The sequence below is a fragment of the Sorangium sp. So ce381 genome (assembly GCF_051473845.1).
Lineage (GTDB): Bacteria > Myxococcota_A > Polyangia > Polyangiales > Polyangiaceae > Sorangium > Sorangium atrum.
On the sequence record NZ_CP150336.1, the window covers coordinates 2,204,791 to 2,228,907 of the forward strand.

Consider the following 24,117-nt stretch of genomic DNA (forward strand, 5'->3'; position numbering starts at 1 on the left):
TGAAAAGATCCAGTGATTCAGCGGCAAATCATGCGCGCCGGCGTGTTTCGTATCTGGACATGCCAGCGGCCAGGTGACACCGTGGTGTGAGCGAATCGAAGGGAGGCGCTGCGCTGCGTGGGATCGCGCTGTGCGCTACTCCGCCCCCTGAACAACGCTGTACTGGGGTGGCCCACCTGGGTGTCGTGTGCCCCGGCGTACATGCCGGCGCGCGCCGCGACGCAGGGATGGGTCGAGCTCAGACGGGCTTAGAGAATCAAGGAGCATGCACATGAGCGCTTTGCACAGGACGCTTGTCCTCGCCTTCATCGCTGGCTGTTCTGCCGTCGGCTGCCTCGCCTCGTCCGAGGTCGGCGAGGAGCCGTCGGCGGAGCTGTCGGACGACCAGTCCGCGCCGCTCGCGGGGGCGGTCTGCGATACCGCGTCGGAGGGCGCGGACGTCGAGCTCTCCTGTCCTGCCGGCGAGGTCATCACGGCGATCCAGTTCGCGAGTTACGGCAGGCCGCGCGGGGTCTGCGGCGGCTACGCGGCCACCGCGTGCAACGCGCCGACCTCGAAGGCCGTCGTGGAGCGCGCGTGTCTCGGAAAGGCGAGCTGTACCGTGCGGGCGAGCAACGCGACCTTCTCTGGCGATCCGTGCAGGAGGACCGCGAAGCGGCTTTACGTGCAGGCGGCGTGTGGCCCCTCGACGCCGGGCAGCGGCGCGGGCGGCTCGACGAGCGGCGCGGGAGGCGCGGGCGGTACGGGAGGCTCGACGACCGGTACGGGGGGCACGGGTGGCTCGACGAGCGGCACGGGAGGCGCGGGCGGCTCGACGAGCGGCGCGGGCGGGGCGGGCGGCTCGACGAGCGGTGAGGTCTGCGGCAATGGGGTTTGCGGCGCGGGCGAGGACTGCTCGATCTGCTCGAGCGACTGCGGCGCCTGCCAGATGTGCAGCGGCGCCGGGCCCAGCACGACTCCGCTCGACACCGAGGAGCAGGCGTTCCTCACCATCATCAACGAGTATCGCGCGCAGAACGGCCTTGGCGCGCTCTCGGCCTGCACCTCGATGAGCCGCGCTGCTCAGGGGCACAGCGAGGACATGCGCGATCAGAACTATTTCTCGCACACGAGCCTCGACGGCCGGACGCCCTGGACCCGCATGTGCAACGCCTGCTACGAGCTCGGTTGCGGGGGAACCGCCATGGCCGAGAACATCGCCGCTGGCAACTCGGCGGCGCAGGCGACGTTCACTCAGTGGAAGAACTCGGACGGCCACAACAAGAACATGCTCGGCTCCGCTTACAAGGTCATCGGCATCGGGCGGGCGACCGGGGGCGGGACCTACGGGTCCTACTGGACCACGGTGTTCGGCGGCGCCTCCGAGGCGAGCTGCAATTAGGCCAGGCACCCGCGGCGGCGCCCGCCTGCTCGCAGCAGCGTGTCACGCGTGAGGCGTTCTGCCATGGCGGCGCGGCGCGACCCGGAGCCGAGATGGCCCGGGCCGCGCCGCGCTCCGCAGCCGGAGAGCGCCAGGCGAGTGGCGGCCTGGTGATTGCTTTACACCGGGACGGTGGAACAGCAGACCTCCGCGAAAACACATGTCATCTATCTTCTCGGTCCGTACCGAATTCCCGGCTTCCACGGGGAGCGCAACGTGCGTGTCTACATGCCCGACGAGGGGGCGCGTGACCGGCGGCCATCGCCTGTGCTCTTCCTGTTCGATGGGCAGAACGTCTTTCACGACGACCCCTCCTACAGCGGAGGGTGGCACCTTCACGAGGCCGTCCATGATCTTGCAAATCGAGGTCTCGAAGCGCCGGTCCTGGTGGGGATCGATCACGGCGGGCCAGAGCGGTTGACGGAGCTGTCGCCGTTCCCGGGCGACGGCAGCGAAGGGAAGCTCGACGATTTTCTTGGCTGGCTCACCTCCGAGATCGTGCCGGCCGTACAGGAGCGCTTCGCGGTGAGGCGCGACCCGGCCAGCACGGCCATTGGCGGCTCATCCATGGGGGGCCTCGCGGCGCTCTATGCCCATTGGCGTTGCCCCGACGTGTTCGGGGCGGCGCTCTGCATGTCGCCATCGCTCTGGTTCGCCGAGCGGAAGATCTTCGACATCCTCGCGTCGTTGGCTGTCCCGGCAAGCTCGCGGCTGTACGTCGACGCCGGCGCTCAGGAGGACGGCGGCTCGGTGCTGCGCGACGCCGCGCGGCTGGTCGAGCAACTTCGCCAGCAGGGCTACAGGGAGGACAACCTGCTGTTCTGCCTGGATGAGGACGGGACCCACTCCGAGGACGCGTGGCGCCGGCGCGCGCCGGGGGCGCTGCAGTTCCTGTTCACCGAGGCCGCCCGGGAGCAGCAGGGCGGCGTCGGAGCGCTGGAGGGGTCGCAGGAGGCCGCCTGATCTGCTGCGTTTCGGCGCTCTTCGCACCGGCGGCCCAGGCCCTGTCGTCCCCTACCGCCGCCCCTTGCTCCGCTTGCGCGTCCCCTGGACGATGCGCGCCGCGTAGCGCGGCGTCGGGGCGGTCGCGCCGAGCGCCGCCGACAGGCGGTCGACCTCCGCATCCGAGAAGGACGTCTTCCGGAGCGCCGCGATCGCGTCCGCCACGACGTCGCGCGACTCGGGGCGCTCCGCCCGCGTCTTCTCCTCGAGCCAGCGCACGACCTCGGGGAAGCGGCCGGCGAGGGCCGCGATCTGCGCGGGCATCCCCTGCCGGAGCAGGCGCAGGCCTTGCAGCCGCTCGTCCGCGCGCGGGGAGCGATCCGAGAGCACGAACGCCTCCTCGAGGCGCTCGACCACCTCCGCGCCCGCCGAGAGCCGGGCGAGCAGCGTGCGCTCGGCGAGCGCCTCGAGCGCGACGTACGCCTGCAGGTAGCCGTCGGTCCAGGACGAGAGCTCGCCGACCACCGCGTCGCCGCGCGCCGCGATGACGGCGCGGAGCGCCGCCACCACCCCGTCGCGCACGACGCGCCGCGGGTCCTCGGCCAGCTCCTCGAGCGCCTCGAGCGGATCCAGCCCGCCCTTCCCGCGGCGCGCGCCGCCCGCGCGCGGCGCCTGCCCCGCTCCGCTCGCCCGCGCCGCGCCCTGCACCGCGAGCGACGCGAGAGCCTGCGCCGCCACGATGAGCGCGTACTCCTCGGCGGTCGAGCAGAGCGCCCGCACGAGCCGCTCGGCCGGCGCGCCGCGGTCCGCGATCGCCGCGCCGACCGCCCGCGCGAGGTCCAGGTTCACGCGCGGCAAGGGGGCGTTCGGCCCGAGGTCGGGGCCGGGCGCGCGCACCCCGCCGCGCCGGGCGGGCAGCCCGGAGCTGCGATCGAGCAGCGCGAGCAGCTCGGCCGGATCGCCGAGCTGCACGGCGCGCTCGATCGCCGCATCGATCTTCGGGTTGCGCAGCGCGCCAGGGGGAGTCGCCCCGCGGCGCAGATCCGACGTGTCAGCCATTCAGAACCCCAGGGAAAGACCGACCTCCGGGGAGAGGACGGTGGTCACGGCAGGAAAGGTGAGGCTCGCGCGGAGCGCGAGGTTCAGTGAGAGGGCCTCGATCGGCGCATAGGCAACGCCCGCGCCGACCGACGCGAACCCCTGGCCCGCTTGCCGGGTCGCGAGGAGCGTCTGTCGCCGGGCCTCGACCCTCCCGCTCGCCCCCGGCCTCGTGCAGGGGCTCGTCCTGTCGGAAGGGTCGGCCCCGCAAGCGGTCGCGTCCTCGAGGACCTCCACGTCGACCTCGGTGTCGACCTGCGCGACCCCGGCCGCGGCGAGCACGAACGGCCGCGCGCCGAGCCGCTCGAACGGCCGCGCGCCGAGGAAGTACTGCGCGCGCGCCTCGAGGTGGAGCGGCAGGAACGAGGCGCCGCCCCCCGTCGTGCCGCCGGCCGCGAAGCCGACGCGGCCGCCGACCGTGAGGTTGTCGAGGACCAGACGATCGTAGGCGATCGTCACCCGCGACGTCGCGAGCGCGAAGCCGAGGTTCACGTCGTTCGCGACGTCCGGCGTCGGCGTGCCGTCGTACCGGGTCCCGTCGCCGCGCAGGCACACGAAATGGTCGCTCCGCTGCGACGCGACGGTGCACACGTCCCGCCCCGAGAGCAGCGCGACGTCGGGGGAGAAGGTGACGGCGACCCAGCTCCTCCGGACGTCCGGCGCAGCCTCCGCTGCGGGTCGCGCGACGCACGCGCCGCCGGCACAGGCGAGCCCGCGGCTGCACTGCCGGTCGTCGAGGCATTGCCGCGGGCGCTCCTGCTCCGGGGCCGCGCACTCCGCCGGCGGAGCGTGACCGGGCCAGCGGGGCGGCGCCGAGGTGATGCTCTCCCGGATCTGCGTGACCAGCGGGGCGTCGCGCGCGCCCGCGCTCGCGAGGATCGCGCCGTCCTCGTCGACGGCCGCGATGTGGTAGCGGAGCGTCCCCTTCTTTCCCACCGCGGCGCAGGGCACGTTGATGCCGAACCCCTGGCCCCGCAGCTTCTTCATGACGAGGGAGCGGACCTCGCGCTCGCCGGGCGCCAGGTACCAGACGGTCACCTGCTTCACGCTGGGCAGCAGCTCGGCGGGGACCTCGACATAGAGCGGAACGGGCGTGCGGACGCGCTGCTCGGGCAGCGGCGCGATCTGGAGCTGCCCCTCCGCCGCCTCGCCCTCCGCGGGCGACCCGGCCGTTCCAGGCGCCGCGGGCGACCCGGCCGCCCCGGCGCCGGTGGCCGCGCGCGCCTGCTCGAACGCGGACGAGGCCTCCGGGTTCGCCAGATCCGGGTCCAGCTTCGCCGAGGGATCGATGCGGAGGGCGTCGGCGAAGGCGCCGCGCGCGTCCTCCAGCCCCTTCCTGCCCTGAGCGAGCACGGTGCCCAGCGCGACCAGCAGCCTCGCCTCGACCGCAGGCGAGCAGCCTGACTCGCCGCAGGCGTCGAGCGCGGCCCGGAGCTTGCGCTCCGCCTGGGCGAACCGCGTCTCGAGGTAGTCGGTCCCCATCGCCTCCTTCAGGGCCGCCTCCGCCTGCGCATTCCGCGGCGGAGCCTGCGCGGCCGCGGCGCCCGCGGCGAGCCACCCGGCGACGCCCCCCGCGATCGCGAGGAGCGCGCGCGGCGCGCGGGAAACAGGGCCGTTGCGTGCGGACATCGGCCCGCAACGTAGCCCACCGGTGTGTCCGCGAGCGGTAGAAAAGCTCGGGCGCTGGAGCCCCGCTCACCCGATCCTGGAACACGCCACGCGCAGGAGGGACAAATAATCCACAGGTTGTTCCCAGGTTGTGGAAACCCCGTGGGACCCTGACACCTCCGCGGAGCTGCCGGGTCCTGCGCCGATCGCGGGGCGGCGACCCCTCCAAGCGCCGGCGCCAGCCGAAGCCAGCCCGGGCATGGACGCGCCGCCCACACCGATGCAATTGATTTTTCTGCGATTTCTGGCGCTCCGTTGCCCGGCGCGCCTCCCGACTTCCGGGCGCTAAACTCCCTCCTTCGGAACCAATCTGCAACCCAAAAATCACGTTCCCGAGCCCGGTTTGACAGTCCACATGCTTGTCCACAGATTGGCCACCTGATGGCCCCAGACGACGCGCAGGTTTCGTGTCGGACAGGGGGGCGCCGGGCGAGTTCTCGCTTGTCTTTCGGGTGGCGATCGACATGCGATTGACAAGCGCGGCGTCGCTGGGCCGCGCGGCGCCGCGCGCGGCGTGCTAGCGGGTGCGCATGCGCGTTCCGGAGATCCCCGAAGAGATGGCGTCGCCCCCGCGCGCCGGCGACCCGCCGGCGCAGGTCGCGGGGCGCCCGCTGATCCGGAGGAGCGCGCGCGTCCCACGTCGGCGCGCGCAGCTCGCCGACCACGACGCGGCCTCGCTCGCGGAGCTGCTCTGCCGGGCCGGCGGCACCGCGTCGGCGGCGCGCTCGGTCGCCGGCAAGGTGGTGCGCCACGCCTTCGGCGCCGAGCCGGGCGCGCCGGTGCCTGCGCCGGCCTGGGACGCCCGCGCGCTCGCCGCCCTGGGCGTCGGGGCCTGGGCGCACGAGGCGTTGCTCGAGCTCGATCCGGCGCCGTCGCTCGAGATCGCCGAGCGGGCGCCGGCGCAGGACGACACGCTCCGGCTCGTCCTCCGCGCGCGCGACGGCGCGCTCATCGAGTCGGTGCTCATCCCGGGGCCCGCCCGCACCACGCTCTGCGTCTCGAGCCAGGTCGGCTGCGCCCGGGCCTGCTCGTTCTGCGAGACGGGGCGGCTCGGGCTCGAGCGCCAGCTCGCCGCCGGCGAGATCGTCGATCAGGTCCGGATCGCGCGGGCGCTCGCGGCCGAGCGCGGCGGCGCGCCCCTCCGGAACCTCGTCTTCATGGGGATGGGGGAGCCGTTCGATAACCTCGGCGAGGTGCTGAAGGCCATCCGGCTGCTCACCGATCCGCGGGCCTTCCGGTTCGCGCCGTCGCACGTCACCGTGAGCACCGTCGGGGTGGCGGACAAGATCGAGCCGTTCTTCCGCGAGGCGCGGGCGGAGCTCGCCGTCAGCCTCAACGCCCCGGACGACGCCCGCAGGCAGGCGATCATGCCCGTGAACGCGCGCTTCTCGATGGCGGCGCTGAAGGAGGCGATCGCGCGTGCGCTGCCGCAGGGGCGGCGCGTGCTCTTCGAGTACGTGCTCTTCGATCGCTTCAACGACGCCCCGGAGGACGCGGATCTTCTCGCGGCGTACGTCGCCGGGCTCCGGTGCAGGGTGAACGTCATCCCCTGCAACCCCGGCCCGGATCCGGCGCTGCGCCCGCCGTCCGCCGCGCGGCTCGACGCCTTCGTTGCGCGGCTGTCCGGCCTTGGCGTGACGACGCTCGTGCGGCGGCCGCGGGGGCGCGACGTGGGCGGCGCCTGCGGTCAGCTCGCGGGGATGGCCCGCGTCAGGCAGCCAGGGCCAGCGTGAGGGCGGCGCCGCGGACGAGCGGCGCCCCGACGCGGAGCGCTCCATGGCCCGCCGCGAACGTACGGGCGATCTTCCCCGAACGCTGGTTCATCCGGGCGAGCACCGCGCGCTTGCCCGCCTCGCCCGTGTGCCCGAGCGTCGCGAGCAAGGAGAGCAGGTCGGTCCAGACCCGGTCGCGCCAGCACTTGAGCAGGTACATCACGACGCTCGAGACGGCGCGCTCCACGTCCCGGCTGAAGGTCGCGACGCGGGCGAGCGGGCAACCATAACGAACGCGCAGGATCGCGAAGATCTCCGGCATCGCCGCCGCGAGAATTTCATTCACAAGGTCGTGGTCGTGACGGTAGCGCCCGAGAAGCCGGGCGTCCTGCGCCGCGCCGTGCTGGACGATGTTCCGGTAGAGCCCGAGGGCCAGGTCGTAGTTGATGTGCGCGTTGATGCCGAGCAGCCCGTGCACCGCCGCCGCCGCCCCGCCCGCGCCGGCGCACCGGAACGCGACGTCCCACGCCTCGACGCCCGTCGACCGCCCTTCCAGCGAGGCCGCGAGGGCCGTCAGGTAGTACTCGCAGAAGATCCCCGCCAGGCGCGAGATCCACGCCGGCTCGAGGAACCGGCTGTCCGAGCCGCCGACGACCGCCTCTTCCACGCGGCGCGTGATCACGGCGTAGACGTCGGGGAACACCGCCCGCGGGTCGTTCCTCTCGCGCAGCCGCGCGGCGACCGTCTCGAGCGCGACCAGCGCCTCGGACACGTTCGCCGGCGCCATCGTCACGCCCTGCAGGACGGGATGACGCGCGGCGGACGCCGCGGGATGGGACGCAGCCAATGACCGCGTCTGCTTGCTCCTCATCGCCAGGGGTTGATCCGAAGTAAGGGTCTTCATGGCTGCGCTGAGCGAGCGAATTCAAGGATCGTGCCCGTATGTCCGGTCCGCAGTCGTACACAGCCACAGGATGTACGAGCGCACGCAGAACAGCGCTCGAGCGCGCGCGACAGGCGCGTGCACGCTCGTTCGCCTGGTCTCCCTTCATGTCGGATTTCCCGCGAATGCAGCGGAGGACGCTCGCCCGTCGGCCCGGACGAACGGGCGAGGTCTGGGTGACGCCCCGTGGCTGCCAGCGGCGGGACCGTCGAGCGGTGACGCGTCAGCGTCGCGCTCAGACGCGGTGACAGCGCAGGCCGGCGCACCAAAGTGCCCCATGGGGCAGATTGTGACGCGCGGACGGATCCCCTCCACGCAAAACAAGGGATCCCCCTACGCTGCGCGCACCCTGGTGGCCCCGGTGCGGCGGTGTGTGCAGGATCGCGCGGGCGTTTTCGGGTTTCGGCCGGCCGGGGGATGCGCCGTATCCTTGGGCGGAGCGCTCCGCGCCTGCGCGCAGCCATCAGCCATCGATCGTCGATGCCGCCCGGCGGCCGCGAGGGCGGTTGCGCTCCTCCGCGGCTGCCCCTGCCGAGCACCATGAGCTTCCTCAAGATCGTCTGTTCCGAGCCCAGAAACGACCTCGCCTCCTTCCTCCAGTCGCTGCCGATCGAGCCCGCGGAGCGGGCCATCGCGCTCGTGATGAGCACCGCGGATCTCGCCTATCCGCTCGTGGCCGCGCGGACCTTCCTCGCGTCGGCGAGGGAGGTGGGCGCGTCGCACCTCCTCTGGGTGGCGCCGTACTTCCCTCCCTCGAGCCAAGTGGGGCAGCAGATCCGCGACGCCGAGGCGTCCGTGCGCGCCTCCGGCCAGCCGGTGACCACGGTCTGGCACGGACCTCTGCTGAGCGCGCTCAGCCTCTGGCGCGAGGACATCCGGCTCCGCCGCACGCTGCCGCTGCCGCTCGGCGGCGGCGCGTTGCCCTGGGTGGCGCCCGCGGACGTGGCCCGCAGGGCGATCCGCGCGCTCGAGCAGCCCGGCGCGCCGGCGCCCGTCGTCTGCGGCCCCGCCGCGTGCTCGGGCGCCGAGGTGGCGGCCGCGCTCTCCCGCGGCCTCCGCGCCGGCCTGACGAGCGAGCGCTTCGCGTGGCGCCGGTTCGAGGAGATCGATCGCGACCACAACCGCAAGCTCAGCGAGGACGAGCTCCTACCGTACCTCACCGGCCTCGGGATGCACGCCGACGAGGCGAAGGCGCTGCTCCTGGCCGCGGACACGACCGGGGACGGGACCGTCGACTTCGAGGAGTTCACCGCCGGGCTGCGGGGGCGGCTCGACAACCTGGTCCAGCAGCTGCTTCGCGAGGACTCGTTCGAGCTCCGGTACGTGGACACGCCGGCCGATCAGGCCGTGGCGGCGCTGGTCCAGGCGGGCCTGCGGAAGGCGGCGGCCGAGGCCCTGATCGAGGGCTGGGCGAGCCTGGCCAGGGAGGGGATCCCCGCCGACGTCCGCGGGTCCGACGAGGCCTGGCTCGAGCTGCCGCCCGCGGGCGTCGACGCCTGGGCCGAGCGGCACGCGCTCGATTTCGTCAACGTCCACCTCCTGCCCGGGCAGGGGCTGCTCTCCCGGCGCGAGGGGGTCGTCGAGAGCAGCGCCGCGATGGGCGCGCTGGCCGGCAAGGAGGCCGCGATCTCGAAGATCGTGGACGGCGGCGGCCGCATCCTGTCGCTCTCCCGCGCGCTCGACGGGAGCGGCGTGTCGGCGCGGTGGCTCGACGCGCCCACGGAGAGCCTCCGGTGGGTGCCGTGCGGGGATCGCGACAAGCGCCGCGCGCTGCTCGTGTCGAGCGGGCAGCTCACGGGGCTGCACGTCGAGGGCGAATGGCAGGACCTCCCCTCGGCGATGCGGCTGCTCATGGCGCGCGGCCCGCTGCCCGGCTGGCAGCTCACGACGTTCCGGGAGCTCGGCGAGCTGAAGATCGATCAGCCCGCGGCGCTGTTCGAGCCGAACGAGGTCGTGTGCAACTGCGCCGGGGTCAAGCGCGGGCAGATCACGAGCCTCATCGAGGCCGGGTGTGCGACGCCCGCCGAGCTGTCGGAGCGGACGCGGGCGGGCCAGATCTGCGGCGGCTGCGCCCCGGCGGTCGCCGAGATGTTCGGCGGATCGAGCCTCCAGCAGGCCGAGGTGAAGGCCGCGCGGGAGCTCTCCCCCGGGATCTTCCAGATCACGCTCTCGCCTGTCGGCGGCGCGCCTGCGGCGTCAGCGCCCGGGCAGCACGTGCTCGTGCAGGGCTACCTCGATCGGCGCTGGGTGGCGCGCGCGTACACGCTCTCGGCGCCGGCGCGCGCCGGCGGCGACTACGAGATCACGGTGAAGCGCGAGGAGCTCGGGGTGTTCTCGCGGTGGCTGTGCGAGCGCGCCGCGGCCTCGCTGCTGCGCGCGTCGGCCCCGAAGGGCAGCTTCGTCCTTCCGGCGCCGCCCGTGGAGCGGGTGGTGTTCCTCGCGGGCGGGATCGGCGTCACGCCGGCGATGGCGATGCTGCGGGCGCTCGACGGGGGGGCCGGCCGCCCCGACGCGCGGGCCTTCCTCCTCGACTGGTCGGCGTCGCGCGCCGCGGATTTCGCCTATTTCGAGGAGGATCTGCGCGCGATCGCCGGCCGCACGCCCGGCGTCGCGTTCCGCTTGCGGGCGACGAAGGCGGAGGGGCGGCTGTCCAGGGAGCAGGTGGCCGAGCTGTATCCTTATCGGCCGGGATCGCGGGCGCTCGTGTGTGGTCCCGATGCCTTCATGCGCGACGCGCAGGAGCACCTGCGCGCGGTGGGCTGGCCGCCGGACGCCATCCAGCAGGAGCTGTTCAGCTCGAACGTCGACACGGCCGGCGAGGTCCGCCCGACGCCGCTCCGGCGCGCCGGCGCGGCGCGGGCGGCTGGCGGCGTGTGTCCGGTCGAGCACGGGTCGTTCCACGTGACCCCCACCGCGCCCGAGGCGGTGCCGACCGAGGCCGAGGCGTTCCTGCGCCAGTGCTACGCGGAGCTCGGGGTGCCCTCGGCGGTGGAAGAGCGCTGGCAGGAGGTGCGGGCGAGCCTGGAGAAGCACGGGACGTACACGCACCTGCCCGACGAGCTCGCCTATGGCGCCCGGCTCGCGTGGCGCAACAGCTCGCGCTGCATCGGGCGCTTCTTCTGGTCGACGCTCCACGTGCGCGATCTGCGCCACGTGAAGACGGAGGAGGAGATCTTCCAGGCGCTGGTGGAGCACCTCGATCTGGCGACCAACGGGGGCGACATCCGGGCGACCATGACGGTGTTCAGGCCGGGTGAGCCGCGGATCCGCATCTGGAACGGTCAGCTGGTCCGCTATGCGGGCTACCGGCTCCCGGAGGGCGGCATCCTCGGCGATCCTGGGAACGTGGAGCTGACGGACCAGGCGCTCGCGCTGGGCTGGCCGGGCGGGGAGCGGACGCGCTTCGATCTGCTGCCGCTGATCATCCAGATCGGCGACGGCCGGCCGAAGTGGTTCGAGCTGCCGCGGGAGAAGGTGCTCGAGGTGCCGATCGAGCACCCGCGGTATGCGTGGTTCGCCGAGCTCGGGCTGAAGTGGCACGCGCTGCCGGCGGTCTCCAACCTGGCCCTCGATCTCGGCGGGATCCAGTACACGGCGGCGCCGTTCAACGGCTTTTACATGGGCACCGAGATCGGCGCGCGCAACCTGAGCGACGTGACGCGGTACGATCAGCTGCCGCTCATCGCGGATCGCCTCGGGCTGGACCGGACGCGCAGCGACACGCTGTGGCAGGACGCGGCGCTGGTCGAGCTGAACGTCGCGGTGCTGCACTCGTTCCGGCAGGCCAAGGTGCGGATGATGGACCACCACACGCTGTCGGAGTACTTCAAGAGGTTCGAGCAGCAGGAGCGGCAGTGCGAGCGCCCGGTCTATGCGGACTGGACGTGGATCGTCCCGCCGATGTCGGCGTCGACCATGGCGGTGTTCCACACCAACATGGAGAACAAGATCCTGAAGCCGAACTATCTGTATCAGGACGATCCGTGGAAGGAGCGGAAGGGGTAGCGGCGGAGGCGCATCCACGAGCGGACGCCGGAAGCTGGTAACGCGTCGCCTGACGGAGTTCCTCCCTGGCTGAGGGAGAGAGAGGTGTTGCCGAGACGCCCGGCCCCCGGAGGGTGTGCTCGTCGCGCGGGCGCGGGGTGGGGCCCCGCCGAACTCGGTCGCTGGATGTGGCGCAACGGATCGAGTGAGCCGCGAGGGGGTGGCGCTCGGTACGAACGAGTACATGGCGCCCGAGCAGGCGACGGGATGGTTCGCGAGATCGACGGCCGGACCGACGTCTTCGGCCTGGGCGCCACGATGTTTCGGGTGCTCTCCGGTCGAGCGATCCACGGCGACGTGGCCGATGCGCACCTGCTCATCGCCGCGGCGACGGAGCGGGCGTCGTCGCTCGCGCTGTGGGCGCCGGACGTGCCCTCGGAGGTGTGCGACGTGCGCGACGTCGTGGATCGCGCCCTCGCGTTCCACAAGGTCGAGCGTTACCCCGACGCGGCGACGATACGCGGCGACGTCCGCGCGGTGCGTGCGGGCCGCCTGCCGCCGTACGTCGTGGCCGTCGAGGAAGGGCCGATCCCGGCGGGGGCCCCGCTTCCTCGTCGCTGAGGGAGCCCACCTCGCGAAGGGCGCCCTGCGCGGCCGCGGCGCGCGTCAGCGGCCGCGGGCGCAGCGGAGCCGGCCGTTGTCGTTCGCGATATCTCCTCTGCACCTCCTGAAGTCGTCCAGGCGCGTCCTGTTGAAGTGTCCCCGCCGGTCCTCGCACCTGGCGAACAACGTGCCTCGCTCCGTCCGGATGTCCCTGCACGTCCTGCTGTAGGAGCCGCGTGGTGGCCGATCGCGCTCCTGAGCTTGCGCCGCATCGCTGCTGGACAGCACGGCAGACAGCGAGAGCGCGCCGAGGACCAGCGCGCCGAGCAACTTCTTCATGGTTCCCCCCTTTGGCGCACCGCCCTGCGGAGCGGTGCTGCTGACGATCTCCTGGGGCGGGCGCTCCGGATGCGCAATCCTGCTGGAACTGGGGCCCTGGTCCCGAGCGTGGACCATCGAGCCGCAGAGACGCGGCAGGCGCGGAGAGGCGTGGAGACCGGAGCGCTGGTCTTCTGCGCTCTGAAGCCGTGATTCTCCGTGCCTCCGTGGAACGAGCCCTCTGCATCTTCCAGAGCGCGTCGGCCTGTTCGTGCTCTGATACGTGGGCGGCGCGTCCATCGTGCCGGGATGTGATACGTGGAGATGGCTAGAGCATCGAACACGTTGAAGCTCCGAAGAAATCAACGGAAGGGAAGGCAAACCGCAAGGGGCGCAAGGGGAAGACAAAGACTATCTCGTCTCTGGTCATTTGCGCCCCTCGCGCTGTTGCGGTTTGTCTCTTTCTCGCATTCCTGGCCCTTGGCGCTGGACGGGAGCCCGACGGACGTGGGCTGCATCCACGCGGTCTGCACGCACCCTGCCGGCGCACCGCCGGCAGGGACATTTCGCGTCCGCCACGCGGGCGGCGCTCGCTCTTTGTGATGAGCGGTATCCAGCGGCGCTGCTCTGAACGGCGCAGCCGGAGATCTACGAGCCGTTCGGCTCTCGGGCCGTCGACGAGCACAAGGTCGTCGATGGGGCCGCGCCGCGGCTCGACCGGCGGCCGGTGCGGCGCTTCGAGCTCTTCGCCTGCCCGGACGCGCTCGGCATGGCGGCGACGGCGGAGCCGCACGTCTTCGTGGACCGCGACGATGCCATCGGCGGCGCAGGCGCTGTGCGGCTCATGGTGCGAGGGCCCTTTCCGGGAGGGCCGCTCATGCTGCCGCGGCCGTTCCGGTGCCGAGGTGCGCCGGCGGCGGCGCTCAGCGCAGGGCCTGCTCTGCGCTGGACGCCGCGAGCGCCTGACCGAGCCACCGCTCCAGCGTCGCGAGGTCGGTGCACGTCTCGATGCGCGCCGCATCCTCCGGGGTGAGCCCGAGCTGCCGGTGTGCAAGCACGCGGCGCAGGGCCGCGCGCGCCTCGTCGAGGCGACCCTCGAGGCGGCCTTCATGGCGACCTTCGTCGACCAGACGCTGCTTCATCTTGGGATTGGCCGTGAGCAGGACCTCAAGGATGCGGTCCTGGCGCGCGTCGATCTCGGGATCGCCGGTCCTGGCGAACCGCCACAGGAGCTCCTCACGGGCCATCGTCGACATGGGCAGGTACTGTAGCATGGACAGCACCCATTCAAGCGGCCGGCGCGGCGCCACCCAGCGGGCGAACTCGTCGAGCGGCTGCCCGTTCGAAGCATGATGAAAGGTGCAATTGTCGGACTGAAGCGGAGCTGTTTCCGTAATGCGCCTGGTGCGTGCGTCGCTGCCAGTATCTAGCCTTCAATGGCCTCGCGGACCGGCTGAGAGCATGTTATGCACGAGGGCGTGCGAGTCTTCTTCACGATCGCGATGTCCGTCACGTCGGCTGCCGTCGGCTTGAGCAGCGCCGGTTGCGCGGACGATCACGTCCCCGCCTCAGGAAGCCAATCCGGCGGCGGCGGGGGTCTCGGCGGCAACGGCCCCGGCGGCGGGGGTCTCGGCGGTGACGGCCCCGGCGGCGGCGCGGAGGCGTCGTCCGCATCGAGCAGCGCAGAGACGTCCAGCTCGACCGGCGCCGGGGGAGGGGAGGAGGGACAGCTCGACAGGTTCGGGATAGCGATGCTGCGGCCCACGCTGCCTTCGGGCAAAGCGTGGTTCTCGACCTGGGACAACGGCGTCGCGCGCAGCTTTTCGGGGATCGACCCGGCCGATGCATGGTTCGACGCCGACCACGGCGATGCGTCCTATGACACCGACGGCCAGGGCATTCTCAAGATCAGCGGCCGCGTCCCGCGGATGTACGTGCACGACCCTGCGCTCGCCGATTCATGGCGCGACGTCGAGGTGACGATGTATTTCCTGCGGGCCGCCGACGACGGGACACCTTATGGCGGCCTCGTCGCCATGACGCGCACCAACCACGGCACGATCGGGGACGAGGACGTCAACCGATGCGACACGCGCGGGATCGCCGCCCGCATGCGGTATGACGGCAAGATCGATTTCGAAAAGGAGACGAATCACCCCGCGTCGACGGCCATTCTCAGCAAGACGTACTGGGAAGGCGGCATGCCGGAGCAGGTATGGATCGGGTACAAGCAGCTCGTCTACGACCTGCCGAACGGCGATGTGAAGCAGGAGCTCTGGATCGACGAGACCGACGGCGCGAGCGGAGGCACCTGGGTGAAGATCCACGAGCACGTCGACCAGGGGACCGACTTCGGCGTGGGAGGCGAGCCCTGCCGGCCGGGCGTCGATCCCGCAATGCGGCTCACGCGGGAGCCGACACGGGAGGGCTCGGAGACCGGTAAGCCCAACATCAGCGTCTATTTCCGGAGCGACGGGGTGGGCTCCGACGGGCTCCTCTACAAGAAGGGCAGCGTCCGCGAGATCGTGCCCTGACGGCGCCCGCGCACGAACGCATGAGCGCACGATGGAGAGCGCGAGCGACCGGTTCCTGGGGGAGCGCCGGGGTGGCTAGGGTATGCTCGGCGGCGGATGCCCAGCTTGTCGCCGAATTCCTCCGGAGCCCCGCTCGGGCAGGGCGCCCGCCTCGGCCCCTTCCGGCTCGTCCGGCAGCTGGGCAGCGGCGGGTTCGCGCCGGTCTGGCTGGCCGAGGAGGTCTACGAAGGCAGGAAGCTCCGCGACGTCGCCATCAAGCTCTTCTTCGTACCAGAGCAGCTCGCGGGCTCCTCCGACGCGACGGCCGCGTGGCGAGACACGATTCTCGACGAGGCGCAGGCGCTCTGCCGGGTCGAGCACCCGAACGTCGTGCGGTTCTATTCGTTCCAGCGCGACGACGCCCTCGGCGTGGTCGGCCTCGTGATGGAGTATGTGGCCGGCACGAGCCTCGATGAGCTCTCTCGCGAGGCAGGCCGGCTCCCCGAGCGCGTCGTCCTCGAAGCGGCGTCCGCCGTCGCCTGGGCGCTCTCCGCTGTGCACACCGCCGGGCTCGTCCATCGGGACGTCAAGCCGGCCAACGTCGTCCGGGGGTCGGGCGTCTACAAGCTGATCGATTTCGGGATCTCCGGGGGAAACGCGCGGAGCTGGGTCGATGGGGGGCGCACCGCCCCCGCGGGGCCGCCGCCGACCGTGGCGGTCGACGGTTACTCCGGCACGGTGCTGGCCGAGGAGCCGGCCGGCGCGACCATGACCCTGAGCGTGCCCGTGGTCGCCGGCGGCGTCCGGGAGCTGGGCTCCGTGCTCGCGGGCACGCCCGGCTACATCGCCCCAGAGTGCGCCGTCGGCCAGTCCGCCACGCCTGCCAGCGATCTCTACGCGCTCGGCGTCCTGATCTTCCGCCTGAGGACCGGCAGCCTCCCCGCCGAGATCGAGCGGCGCAACGGGGAGGCAGCGCACTGGCTCCTCGTGCCGCGGCGACCGGCTCCCCCGCTCGAGGCGCTCGTGCCCGACCCGACGGCGGCGACCGGGCTCCTCTCTCGCCTCACCGCGACGCTGATCGCCCTGGATCCTCAGAGCCGCCCCCGGCACGCCGATCAGGTCGCGCGCGAGCTGGATCGCATCCTCGCCGCGCTCGATCCCGAGCTCGCCCCGCCAGGGAGCAAGGAAGGGTCGCAGCCGCCAGTTCGCGGGTCCGAGCGATCCGCGCGGCCGCTATCCGAGGACCGCCCCGCGCGGTCGCCGCCCGAGGACCGCCCCGCGCGGCCGCTATCCGAGGACCGCCCCGCGCGGTCGCCGCCCGAGGACCGCCCCGCGCGGCCGCCGCTCGATGATCGTCCCGCGCGGCCGCCGCTCCTCGGGCGGCGGGCCGAGCTCGACGCGATCGCGCGCGCTGCGCAGGCCGCGCAGGAGGGCCGCGTGCGCGGGATCGTGGTGGGCGGCCATCAGGGGATCGGGCGCAGCCGGCTGCTCGACGCCGCGGTCGAGCGCACCGGCTGGGACCTGCGCCACGTCGTCCGGCTCCGGTGCCTGCCGGAGCGACGCAGCCCGTTCTATCCGCTGCGCCGCGCCGCCGAGGAGCTCGTCGAGAGCGACGTCCCCGAGCTCCGCGCGCTCCCCGCGGCGCTGGAGCGGGCGCTGTCTCCGGCGCTCCTCCCCTCCGCGGACGAGGTCGCGCACACGGTCGAGGCCATCGAGGACGCGCTGCTGCGGGCGAGCGCCCGCGAGCCGCTGCTGCTGCTCGTCGACGATCTGCAATGGGCCGACGCGGCGACGCTGGAGCTGATCAAGCTGCTCCTGCGGCGCGCCGCCGCGGAAGGGCAGGGCCGGCTGCTCGTGGTGGCGGCCGCGCGCAGCGAGCCGAGCCGGCCGGCCCCCCTGCGCGCCCTGCTGGGCGAGGTGCGCGCGCGGGTGTGCCCCGGGGTGGCCTACCTCGGCCTCGCGCCGCTCGATCTCGAGGCCGCCGCCGAGCTCGCGCAGGCGGTGGGCCGAGGCCTGCACCTGGAGGGCACGCTGGGGGGGGCCGCGGCGCCCGCTGCCCCGCTCGCGCCCGCGCTGGAGCGGGCCGTTGTCGCGACGTCCGGAGGCGTGCCCTTCTACATCGTGCACGCGCTCATGGCGTGGCATGAGAGCGGCGCGCTGGCGCTCCGCGACGGGAGCCTCTGCGCCGCAGACGACCGGGCCCTGCGGGGGGAGGTCCCCGGCGTGGCCGATCTGCTCGAGGCCCGGGTGGCCTCGTTCGCGGCCGACAGCGCCGCCGAGCGCAGCGCCCTGCGGACCCTCGCCGCGGTGGCGCTCTGCGGCGGCGGGCTCGGCGTCGACGTGCTCCTCCGCGTCGTGGGGGACGACGAGCGCGCCGAGGCGGCGCTCGAGGCGCTCGTCGGCGCGGGCGTGCTGACGGCCTCCGGCGACGCGCAGGAGTACAGCTTCCCGCAGGAGATGCTGCGGCAGGCGGCGCTCCACCTGACGCAGCGGCGGCCGTGGTTCCAGCGGCTGCACAGGGCGCTGCTCGACGCGCTCGCGGAGGGCGCGCAGGGGCGCGTGGACGCGGGGCTCCTCGGCGCGGGCTACGAGCGGCTCGGCGCCGTGGCCGAGGCGCGCCGCTGGCTCGGCCGCGCGATGGCCGAGGCGGCCGCCGCAGGGCTCTTCGAGGAGGCGGCGGCGCTCGCGGATCGGCTGGCCGCGCTCGCGGCGGATCCCGAGGCGCGCGCCGGCCTCGAGATCGATGCGGTCCGGGCGCTCATCCAGGGACGGAAGCTCGAGGAGGCGAGCCGGCGGCTCGCGCGCCTCTCGGAGCACGCCGTCGTGGCGCGCGGCGGGCCGCTCGACGTGCGCCGGCGCATCCACCGGCTCGAGGTGGCGCGCGGGCTCAGCGAGGCGGGGGCCGACGATCCCGGGCTGCTCGCCGACGCGGACGCGCTCGGCGAGGCCGCGCTCCGCTGCGAGGCGCGGATGGCGCTCGCAGGGGTGGCCGCCGGGGATCGCGCGATGGAGCTCGCGGGCGAGGCGGTGGAGCTCGCGGCGGGCGCGGGCCCCGCGGCCGAGCTCGCGGCCCGCGTGCTCCGGTGCGAGCTGAACTACGCGCAGAACCGCCGCGATCACGAGCTGCTGGAGCGCGACCTCCAGCGCGCGCTCGCCATCGCGGCGCCGCTGGCCTCGGCGTGGCACAGGGTCCACATCGGGGGCGATCTCGCGGTGCTCGAGGCCGAGCTGGGGCGGACCGGCGTGGCGATCGACCGGCTGCGCAGGCTCGTCGCCGAGGCCGAGCAGCAGGGGATGCGGGGCCAGCTCCGGCTGCTCCTGCAGAACCTCTCGGCCTTCCTGATGCGCGAGGGGCGCGCCGCCGAGGCGGCGGAGGTCGCGCAGCGGACCGCGGAGCTCGCGGCGCAGGACGGGGATCCCGCGCTCCGCGCGGCGGCGCTCTCGCTCCTGGCGGCGGCGCTCACGCGGGCGGGCCGGCCCGCCGCCGCGCTGGAGAGCGCGGATCAGGCCGAGCAGCTCCAGCGGGCGCGGGGGGACCGGTACCACGCGCTGACGCTGCTCCGGCGCGCCGAGATTCACTGGGAGCTGGAGCGGGTGGGGGACGCCCTGGAGGACGCGGTCGAGGCCCGGCGCGTGGCCGAGGAGCACGGCGACGACAGCATCGCCGCCGGCGCGCGCCTCTGGGCGGCGCTGCGCCGCGCGCAGCTCGGCAAGATCGAGGCGGAGCGGCGGCGGCTCGTCGGGGAGGTGCGCGCGTCGAGCCCGCGCGTCATCGGCCTCCTGCGGGGACTCCTGCCGGAGATGGCGGCGTGGCTCGACGAGGGGTGATCGCAACGTCGGCTTGGGCGCCACGGCCGGCTTGAAAGGGCGTGTGATGACGCAAAGGCGGACGAGAAAGCGCCGGAGCGCGAGCACACCAGGGCGCCAAAGCAGACGGAGAACGAAGCTCCGGTGCCCGCGCGGGCGGTCACCGCGGGGGAAGGCGCGGAGATCCAGGTCTGGCAGAGCTATTGCGGGCGGGAGGAAGCTACTTCCCCGCCAGAGAGCGGTCGATGGCGGTGCGCAGCACGCCGATGGGCTGCGCACCCATGACGCGGTGGCCATTCACGAACAGCGTGGGCGTGCCCTCGATCGCGAGCCGGTCGCCCTCCTCGAAGTCGGCGGCCACCTGGGCCTCCAGCCCGGGGGACCGCATGTCCCGCGCGAACCGCGCCACGTCCAGCCCGAGATCCGCCGCGCGCTCCTCCAGGCCCGCCTGGTCGAGCGCGCCCTGCGCCTTGTCGAACAGCGCCGCCTGGTACTCCCAGAACTTGCCCTGCGCGTGCGCCGCCAGGGACGCCCGCGCCGCGACGCGCGCCTGCTTGTGGATGGGCAGGGGACGGTGCTTGAAGGCGAGGCGGAGCTTGCCGGGGTACTCCTGCTCGATCTGGTCGAGCACGCCCGCGAACTTGCTGGAAAATGGGCACTGGAAATCGGAGAAGACCACAAGCGTCACCGGCGCATTGGCTGGGCCGCGGGTCGGCGCATTGCGGATGTCGACGTGCTCGACCTCCTCGCCGATCATGTGCTCCGGCCCGTGATTCCCGGCCCCGTCGCACGAGCCGCAGTCGCCGCCCGGCTCGGGATCGCAGGCCCGCCCGGGCCCGTGGATCGCGGGCACCTCCGCCGCATTTGCGGCCGCGGGCTTCTGTGCTGCCGCCTTCTTGGCCTCGGGCTTCTTGGCCTCGGGCTTCTGGGCTACAGCGCGGAGCGCGGCGGCCGTCGGCGCGACCTCCTCGATCGGGGTCGTGTCGTCCGGCGCATTGCTGCACGCGGCGGTGAGCACGAGGGCGAGTGCTGTGGCGGCAGCGCGGAGAGGGAAGGCGAGCGGGGAGCGGGTCGAAGTGCGCATGGTCTGTTCCTCCTCGGCCCGCGGCGCGCGGGATTCGCGTCGCCATTGCGGCGTCGCCATTTCGTCGGGCCTCACTCCCCCTTTGGCCGCTACGGCTCGGGAGTTACACACGACATATCAGCGCACGCCATTTCGTCGTCGCAGGCCTCCCCGGCGCTCGGGCTATCACCGCCCGGGTGCTCGGACGGATCGACGTCGTGCCCCCCGGGCGTGTCATCGCAGACCTCCCCGCAGGCCGCGCCGTGCTCTTCCTCGAAGACGATCTCCGGCGGGGCAGGCGGCGCGCTCGGGGCGATGCTCGGCGCGGCCACGCGCGGCTCTGGCGCGAGCGGCGTCGCGGCGTCGCGCGGCAGCCCGAGCAGCGCGGCCCCGAGCGCCAGCGCGACGGCGGCCGCGGCGCGCGGGAGCCACCTCTTCAGGGTGCTCGGCGCGCTCATGGCGTGCGCTCGGCTGCCCCGCCTCCCCGAGGACCCCGCCGCGCGCCGGCGCGCTGGCGCCGGGGCTGCTGCGGGGTCGACCGTCGGCGCGGCCGCGCGCGCGGGCGCGGCCTCCTCGGCGCGCGCCTCGCACCCCTCGTCGAGCGCGCGCATCAGGATGGATTCGAAGGGCGGCGGCTCCGGGATCTCCGCCCCGCGGGCCGCGAACAGGGCCTGCTCGCGGCGCACCCACGCGAGCTCCTCGGCGCACGCGCTGCAGCCGGCGAGGTGCGCCTCCACCTCGGCCGCCTCCGCCGCCGAAAGCTCGCCGAGCGCGTACGCCTCCACCACCTCGGGACGGCACCCGCTCATCGCCCACCTCCGTCGTACCGCACGAGCTCCGCGCGCAGCTCCTGCCGCGCGCGGTGGATCTCCACCTTCACCTTGGGCAGGCTCCACTCCATGAGCCGCGCGATCTCCTCGTAGCTGAGGCCGTGATCCAGCCGGAGCAAGAGCGCCGCGCGCCGGTCCTCGCCGAGCTGATCCAGCGCCCCGGCCAGCACCGTGAGCGCCTCGCGCCCCATCAGCTCGTCCTCCGGCGTGCGCGGCGCCCCCGGCGCCCGCGCCGCGCACGCGGCCGGGCGCTCCTCCCAGGCGTCGAGCGGCCCGTCGTCGAGCACCTGCCGCCGCCGCCGCCGCGCCCTCCGGTGCTCCAGCGACACGTGCCGGGCGATGCCGAACAGCCACGGCGCGGGCCGCTCTGGCGTCTCCAGCGTGTGCAGCCGGTGCATGGCCCGCACGAACGTCTCCTGCGTCGCGTCGGCCGCCGCCGCCGTGTCCCCGAGCAGATCGCAGAGGAAGCGGTGGATGGCCCGCGCGTGCGCCGCGTACAGCGCCTCCAGCGCGCGCCTCTGCGCGGCGGGCTCCGCCCCCTCCACCGGCGTGCTCACCGGCTCCTCCCCCTCCTGGACCGCGAGCGCCGGGGCCGCCATCCAGACCTCCGAGAGCGATGCCACGAGCCCCATGTGGCCGGACCCGCCCCGGAGTTACAGAAAAAATCGGAAGGCCTCCCCGGCTGCCGTCTGGCGGTGAGTGTTCGCCGGAGCTGGAATCTCCTGCTGGCACGCAGCAGCGGCGCTCGCCGCGTGACGCGCCGATGCTACTTACGGATGCCACGGATCTTCTCTCACGAAATCGACACCCACCGGCTGGAAGCCCTGGTAGCCTCCAGCGCGCTGCTCGTCCTGCAGCGACGTCGAGGCGCTCGCGCAGCGAAGGTCGTCGCTCGGGCGCGGCTTTCCTCTTGACCCTGTATGGGCTCCTCGCGCGCGCACGCGCGTGCCACAGGTCGCCCCGCCGGGCCAAGAAAGCGGACGACGTCCACGAGCCGGCGCTGATAGCCTCTCGGCCATGCCGATCGAGCCTCCGGATCCCGGTTTCGTGAGTCACTTCCTGAAGTACTTCCTGGCCGTGTTCAGCCTCGGGGGCGTCCTGTTCCCGACAGCGGTGCGGCGATGGCCATCCCCCCGCAAGCGCAGGTAGCAGGCGCCTCCGCGGCGACCCCACACGTCGGGGGCTCCCTCTTCCGAGCCTCGCTTTTTTGGCCGATCCACGAGCGCTGCATACCGTCGGCGCGTGCCGCTCACCTCACCTGACGATGCGCCGAGAGGGGCGCCATGATCCCGGCGCTTTACGCGCTGTCGGCCCTCGCGACCGCGCTCGCCTGCGTCGTCGCGCGGCATCGCCCCGAGCACCGTCCGATCGCGCTGCTCCTCGGGTATGGGTTCGCATCCGACGTTGTGAGACGGGTGATCCGGCTGGGCGTCCTCGCGCCCGCGCGCGCCGAGGTCGCCGGCGCGCCGTTCACCGGCTGGGTTCGCTTCGCCTTCCACATCGAGAGCGCCCTCTTCGTCGGCTGGATGGCCGGGGTGGCGGCACTCGCGGTGTTCATCTTCAGCCGGCGGCGACCGTGGGGCGTGCTCGCGGTCTACGTCGTGGTGGTCGCGGTCCTCGCCGCCGGATACCCCACCTTCCGCGGGGAGCTGCTCGGCAAGGCCTACCTCGCCCTCGAGCTCGCCGCGCTCTGCACGTCCGTCGGCTGCCTGCTCCTGTGGTTCCTGGGAGGTGAGCGGGGCAAGACACAGCACCTCGCCGCCGGGTTCATCGTCATTGCCGAGACACTCATGCTGGTGGGCCCGTTCCGTATGGGCATCTTCAGCGCCTGGGACCTCGCGCGGTCTATTCTGATCGCGCTCTACATCTCGCTCGTGCCAGTCGAGGGAGTGGCCATATGGCGCCGGACCTTGTAGTCCTGACGTTCGGGCAGCTCATCGCGTTTGCTGCCATCTTCATCATCCGCAACCGGCGCTTCGCGCCAAGGCGCCTCACGTCTGCCGAGCTCGTCGCGCAAGCAGGCGTCGTCAGCGCCCTCGTCGCGCGCTACCTCCGAGGTCGCCGGGCGACACGCGAGGACGTCAAAGACCTCGCGCAAGACGTGCTCCTCGCCGCGTGGGAGGCCAGCGAAGAGGACCGCTACCGCCCCGACCCGGACGTGCAGCCCGCAGAAGCGCTTCGTGTCTGGATACGGGCGCTGGCCTATCACCGCGTCCGCCATCACCTCGAAAGTGCCCGGGTGCAGCGCGAGGAGATCGTCGCGACCCCGCCGAGCGCCGAGCACGAGGCACCGACTCCGGACCAGGCCCTCGAGCGCGAGGAGCGGCGCCTCGCCTTCCTCGAGGCGCTGCACCAGCTCCCCGTGCACGAGGGCGACGTGATCATTGGCCACGACATCTTCGAGATGTCGATGGAGGACGTGGCCGAGCAGCAAGACGCGCCGGTCAGCACGGCTTACAGGTGGCGCTCCCGCGGGATCGATGCGCTGATCAGGGCGCTGCGGCCGCGGCGAGGGTGAGCGACGGGCGGACCTGAACGCCTTGCCCCGCCGTCTGCCCACGGGCAGGCTGCCGTCATGGGTCAGCCCGCCGAGAATCAGCGCCGCGCCACGTACGCCGACCTCGAGGCCGTCCCGCCGCACAAGGTGGCGGAGCTCATCCGGGGCGTGCTCCACGTCATGCCCCGGCCGGCGCCGCGACATGCGAACGCCGCGTCCTCGCTGGGGGCCGACCTGCACGGCGCCTTCCAGCGCGGGCGAGGGGGCCCCGGCGGCTGGTGGATCCTGGACGAGCCCGAACTGCACTTCCCCGACCCGCACGCGCCTGGTGAGATCGACGCGCTCGTGCCGGACATCGCCGGCTGGCGCCGCGAGCGCATGCCCGAGCTGCCCGAGACGGCGTACTTCGCGCTCGCCCCGGACTGGGTCTGCGAGGTCCTGAGCGCCTCCACCGAGGACGTCGACCGCGACGAGAAGATGCCGATCTACGCGCGCGAGGGCGTGCGGCACGCGTGGCTGGTCGACCCCATCCAGCGGACGCTGGAGGTGTACGTGCTCGGCGCGGATCGCCGCTGGGGACCTGCGGTCGTCCACCGCGACGCCGCCCGCGTCCGCGTCGAGCCATTCGACGCCGTCGAGCTCGATCTCTCGGTGCTCTGGGCGAGGTGACCTTGCAGCCGCGCTGACGCGGGTGCTTCGGCCGCAGCGACCGCTGGCTT

19 protein-coding genes are annotated in these 24,117 nt (G+C 73.1%); 11 read left to right on the top strand and 8 right to left on the bottom strand.

The window, feature by feature from the left end:
• Positions 1–271: 271 nt before the first annotated feature.
• Together WMF29_RS08400 and WMF29_RS08405 are read left to right on the top strand one after the other, a co-directional pair.
• A complete protein-coding gene (locus tag WMF29_RS08400; RefSeq protein ID WP_437328343.1) occupies positions 272–1,381 on the top strand; it encodes a CAP domain-containing protein in 1,110 nt (369 codons plus the stop codon).
• 171 nt (positions 1,382–1,552) lie between these two features.
• Entirely contained in the window at positions 1,553–2,383 is an 831-nt protein-coding gene (locus WMF29_RS08405) for an alpha/beta hydrolase (protein WP_437328344.1), read from the top strand.
• A 51-nt stretch (positions 2,384–2,434) separates the two neighbouring features.
• Here WMF29_RS08405 and WMF29_RS08410 read toward each other — a convergent pair whose 3' ends face one another.
• Entirely contained in the window at positions 2,435–3,421 is a 987-nt protein-coding gene (locus WMF29_RS08410; protein WP_437328345.1) for a hypothetical protein, read from the bottom strand.
• Positions 3,422–5,089: a hypothetical protein gene (locus WMF29_RS08415; RefSeq protein WP_437328346.1), complete on the bottom strand. Its 1,668-nt coding sequence runs from the start codon at positions 5,087–5,089 to the stop codon at positions 3,422–3,424.
• A 569-nt stretch (positions 5,090–5,658) separates the two neighbouring features.
• Between WMF29_RS08415 and rlmN the strand changes: the two genes are divergently transcribed.
• On the top strand, positions 5,659–6,861 hold the full coding sequence (gene rlmN, locus WMF29_RS08420; RefSeq protein WP_437328347.1) for a 23S rRNA (adenine(2503)-C(2))-methyltransferase RlmN: 1,203 nt from the start codon (positions 5,659–5,661) through the stop codon (positions 6,859–6,861).
• On the opposite strand, the gene WMF29_RS08425 is transcribed toward rlmN, so the two are convergent.
• Entirely contained in the window at positions 6,839–7,627 is a 789-nt protein-coding gene (locus WMF29_RS08425; RefSeq protein ID WP_437328348.1) for a DUF5995 family protein, read from the bottom strand. The two genes, rlmN and WMF29_RS08425, sit on opposite strands and share 23 nt — an antisense overlap.
• A gap of 696 nt (positions 7,628–8,323) precedes the next feature.
• Here WMF29_RS08425 and WMF29_RS08430 point away from each other — a divergent pair.
• Positions 8,324–11,788 (top strand): nitric oxide synthase oxygenase, encoded by a 3,465-nt coding sequence (locus tag WMF29_RS08430; RefSeq protein ID WP_437328349.1) that lies wholly within the window; start codon positions 8,324–8,326, stop codon positions 11,786–11,788.
• A 246-nt stretch (positions 11,789–12,034) separates the two neighbouring features.
• Positions 12,035–12,388 carry a hypothetical protein gene (locus WMF29_RS08435; RefSeq protein ID WP_437328350.1) on the top strand — a complete coding sequence of 118 codons (354 nt, stop codon included), beginning with the start codon at positions 12,035–12,037 and terminating at the stop codon, positions 12,386–12,388.
• A gap of 45 nt (positions 12,389–12,433) precedes the next feature.
• Here the strand turns inward: WMF29_RS08435 and WMF29_RS08440 are convergent, their stop codons facing one another.
• Both WMF29_RS08440 and WMF29_RS08445 read right to left on the bottom strand, forming a co-directional pair.
• Positions 12,434–12,709, bottom strand: a complete 276-nt coding sequence (locus tag WMF29_RS08440; protein ID WP_437328351.1) for a hypothetical protein — start codon at positions 12,707–12,709, stop codon at positions 12,434–12,436.
• Between the two features lie 902 nt (positions 12,710–13,611).
• A complete protein-coding gene (locus WMF29_RS08445) occupies positions 13,612–13,998 on the bottom strand; it encodes a hypothetical protein (RefSeq protein ID WP_437328352.1) in 387 nt (128 codons plus the stop codon).
• A gap of 168 nt (positions 13,999–14,166) precedes the next feature.
• Here WMF29_RS08445 and WMF29_RS08450 point away from each other — a divergent pair, with 168 nt between their 5' ends.
• Both WMF29_RS08450 and WMF29_RS08455 read left to right on the top strand, forming a co-directional pair.
• A complete protein-coding gene (locus WMF29_RS08450; RefSeq protein WP_437328353.1) occupies positions 14,167–15,222 on the top strand; it encodes a hypothetical protein in 1,056 nt (351 codons plus the stop codon).
• A 105-nt stretch (positions 15,223–15,327) separates the two neighbouring features.
• Entirely contained in the window at positions 15,328–19,029 is a 3,702-nt protein-coding gene (locus tag WMF29_RS08455) for a serine/threonine-protein kinase (protein WP_437328354.1), read from the top strand.
• Between the two features lie 199 nt (positions 19,030–19,228).
• On the opposite strand, the gene WMF29_RS08460 is transcribed toward WMF29_RS08455, so the two are convergent.
• The 3 genes from WMF29_RS08460 to WMF29_RS08470 all read right to left on the bottom strand — a co-directional run bounded on the left by WMF29_RS08460 (position 19,229) and on the right by WMF29_RS08470 (position 21,533).
• The gene (locus WMF29_RS08460) at positions 19,229–20,092 is read right to left on the bottom strand and encodes a DsbA family protein (RefSeq protein ID WP_437328355.1); all 864 of its coding nucleotides are present in this window, start codon (positions 20,090–20,092) and stop codon (positions 19,229–19,231) included.
• An 89-nt stretch (positions 20,093–20,181) separates the two neighbouring features.
• Complete coding sequence (locus tag WMF29_RS08465) at positions 20,182–20,880, bottom strand: zf-HC2 domain-containing protein (protein WP_437328356.1); 699 nt, start codon at positions 20,878–20,880, stop codon at positions 20,182–20,184.
• Positions 20,877–21,533 carry an RNA polymerase sigma factor gene (locus WMF29_RS08470; protein ID WP_437328357.1) on the bottom strand — a complete coding sequence of 219 codons (657 nt, stop codon included), beginning with the start codon at positions 21,531–21,533 and terminating at the stop codon, positions 20,877–20,879. Before WMF29_RS08470 ends, WMF29_RS08465 begins: the two co-directional genes overlap by 4 nt.
• 385 nt (positions 21,534–21,918) lie before the next feature.
• Here WMF29_RS08470 and WMF29_RS08475 point away from each other — a divergent pair, with 385 nt between their 5' ends.
• From WMF29_RS08475 to WMF29_RS08490, 4 genes are all read left to right on the top strand, one after another.
• A complete protein-coding gene (locus tag WMF29_RS08475) occupies positions 21,919–22,050 on the top strand; it encodes a hypothetical protein (RefSeq protein ID WP_437328358.1) in 132 nt (43 codons plus the stop codon).
• Positions 22,051–22,184: 134 nt separating this feature from the next.
• Complete coding sequence (locus WMF29_RS08480; protein WP_437328359.1) at positions 22,185–22,817, top strand: hypothetical protein; 633 nt, start codon at positions 22,185–22,187, stop codon at positions 22,815–22,817.
• Positions 22,799–23,419, top strand: a complete 621-nt coding sequence (locus tag WMF29_RS08485; protein ID WP_437328360.1) for an RNA polymerase sigma factor — start codon at positions 22,799–22,801, stop codon at positions 23,417–23,419. Before WMF29_RS08480 ends, WMF29_RS08485 begins: the two co-directional genes overlap by 19 nt.
• A 57-nt stretch (positions 23,420–23,476) precedes the next feature.
• Positions 23,477–24,067 carry a Uma2 family endonuclease gene (locus WMF29_RS08490; protein ID WP_437328361.1) on the top strand — a complete coding sequence of 197 codons (591 nt, stop codon included), beginning with the start codon at positions 23,477–23,479 and terminating at the stop codon, positions 24,065–24,067.
• Positions 24,068–24,117 lie beyond the last annotated feature (50 nt).

Bases quoted from the DNA above. Each gene is read 5' to 3' on its own strand.
- WMF29_RS08400 (WP_437328343.1), top strand. From the start codon at position 272: ATGAGCGCTTTGCACAGGACGCTTGTCCTCGCCTTCATCGCTGGCTGT.
- WMF29_RS08410 (WP_437328345.1), bottom strand. From the start codon at position 3,421: ATGGCTGACACGTCGGATCTGCGCCGCGGGGCGACTCCCCCTGGCGCG.
- WMF29_RS08415 (WP_437328346.1), bottom strand. From the start codon at position 5,089: ATGTCCGCACGCAACGGCCCTGTTTCCCGCGCGCCGCGCGCGCTCCTC.
- rlmN (WP_437328347.1), top strand. From the start codon at position 5,659: ATGCGCGTTCCGGAGATCCCCGAAGAGATGGCGTCGCCCCCGCGCGCC.
- WMF29_RS08425 (WP_437328348.1), bottom strand. From the start codon at position 7,627: ATGGCGCCGGCGAACGTGTCCGAGGCGCTGGTCGCGCTCGAGACGGTC.
- WMF29_RS08430 (WP_437328349.1), top strand. From the start codon at position 8,324: ATGAGCTTCCTCAAGATCGTCTGTTCCGAGCCCAGAAACGACCTCGCC.
- WMF29_RS08435 (WP_437328350.1), top strand. From the start codon at position 12,035: ATGGTTCGCGAGATCGACGGCCGGACCGACGTCTTCGGCCTGGGCGCC.
- WMF29_RS08440 (WP_437328351.1), bottom strand. From the start codon at position 12,709: ATGAAGAAGTTGCTCGGCGCGCTGGTCCTCGGCGCGCTCTCGCTGTCT.
- WMF29_RS08460 (WP_437328355.1), bottom strand. From the start codon at position 20,092: ATGCGCACTTCGACCCGCTCCCCGCTCGCCTTCCCTCTCCGCGCTGCC.
- WMF29_RS08465 (WP_437328356.1), bottom strand. From the start codon at position 20,880: ATGAGCGGGTGCCGTCCCGAGGTGGTGGAGGCGTACGCGCTCGGCGAG.
- WMF29_RS08470 (WP_437328357.1), bottom strand. From the start codon at position 21,533: ATGGGGCTCGTGGCATCGCTCTCGGAGGTCTGGATGGCGGCCCCGGCG.
- WMF29_RS08475 (WP_437328358.1), top strand. From the start codon at position 21,919: ATGCCGATCGAGCCTCCGGATCCCGGTTTCGTGAGTCACTTCCTGAAG.
- WMF29_RS08480 (WP_437328359.1), top strand. From the start codon at position 22,185: ATGATCCCGGCGCTTTACGCGCTGTCGGCCCTCGCGACCGCGCTCGCC.
- WMF29_RS08485 (WP_437328360.1), top strand. From the start codon at position 22,799: ATGGCGCCGGACCTTGTAGTCCTGACGTTCGGGCAGCTCATCGCGTTT.
- WMF29_RS08490 (WP_437328361.1), top strand. From the start codon at position 23,477: ATGGGTCAGCCCGCCGAGAATCAGCGCCGCGCCACGTACGCCGACCTC.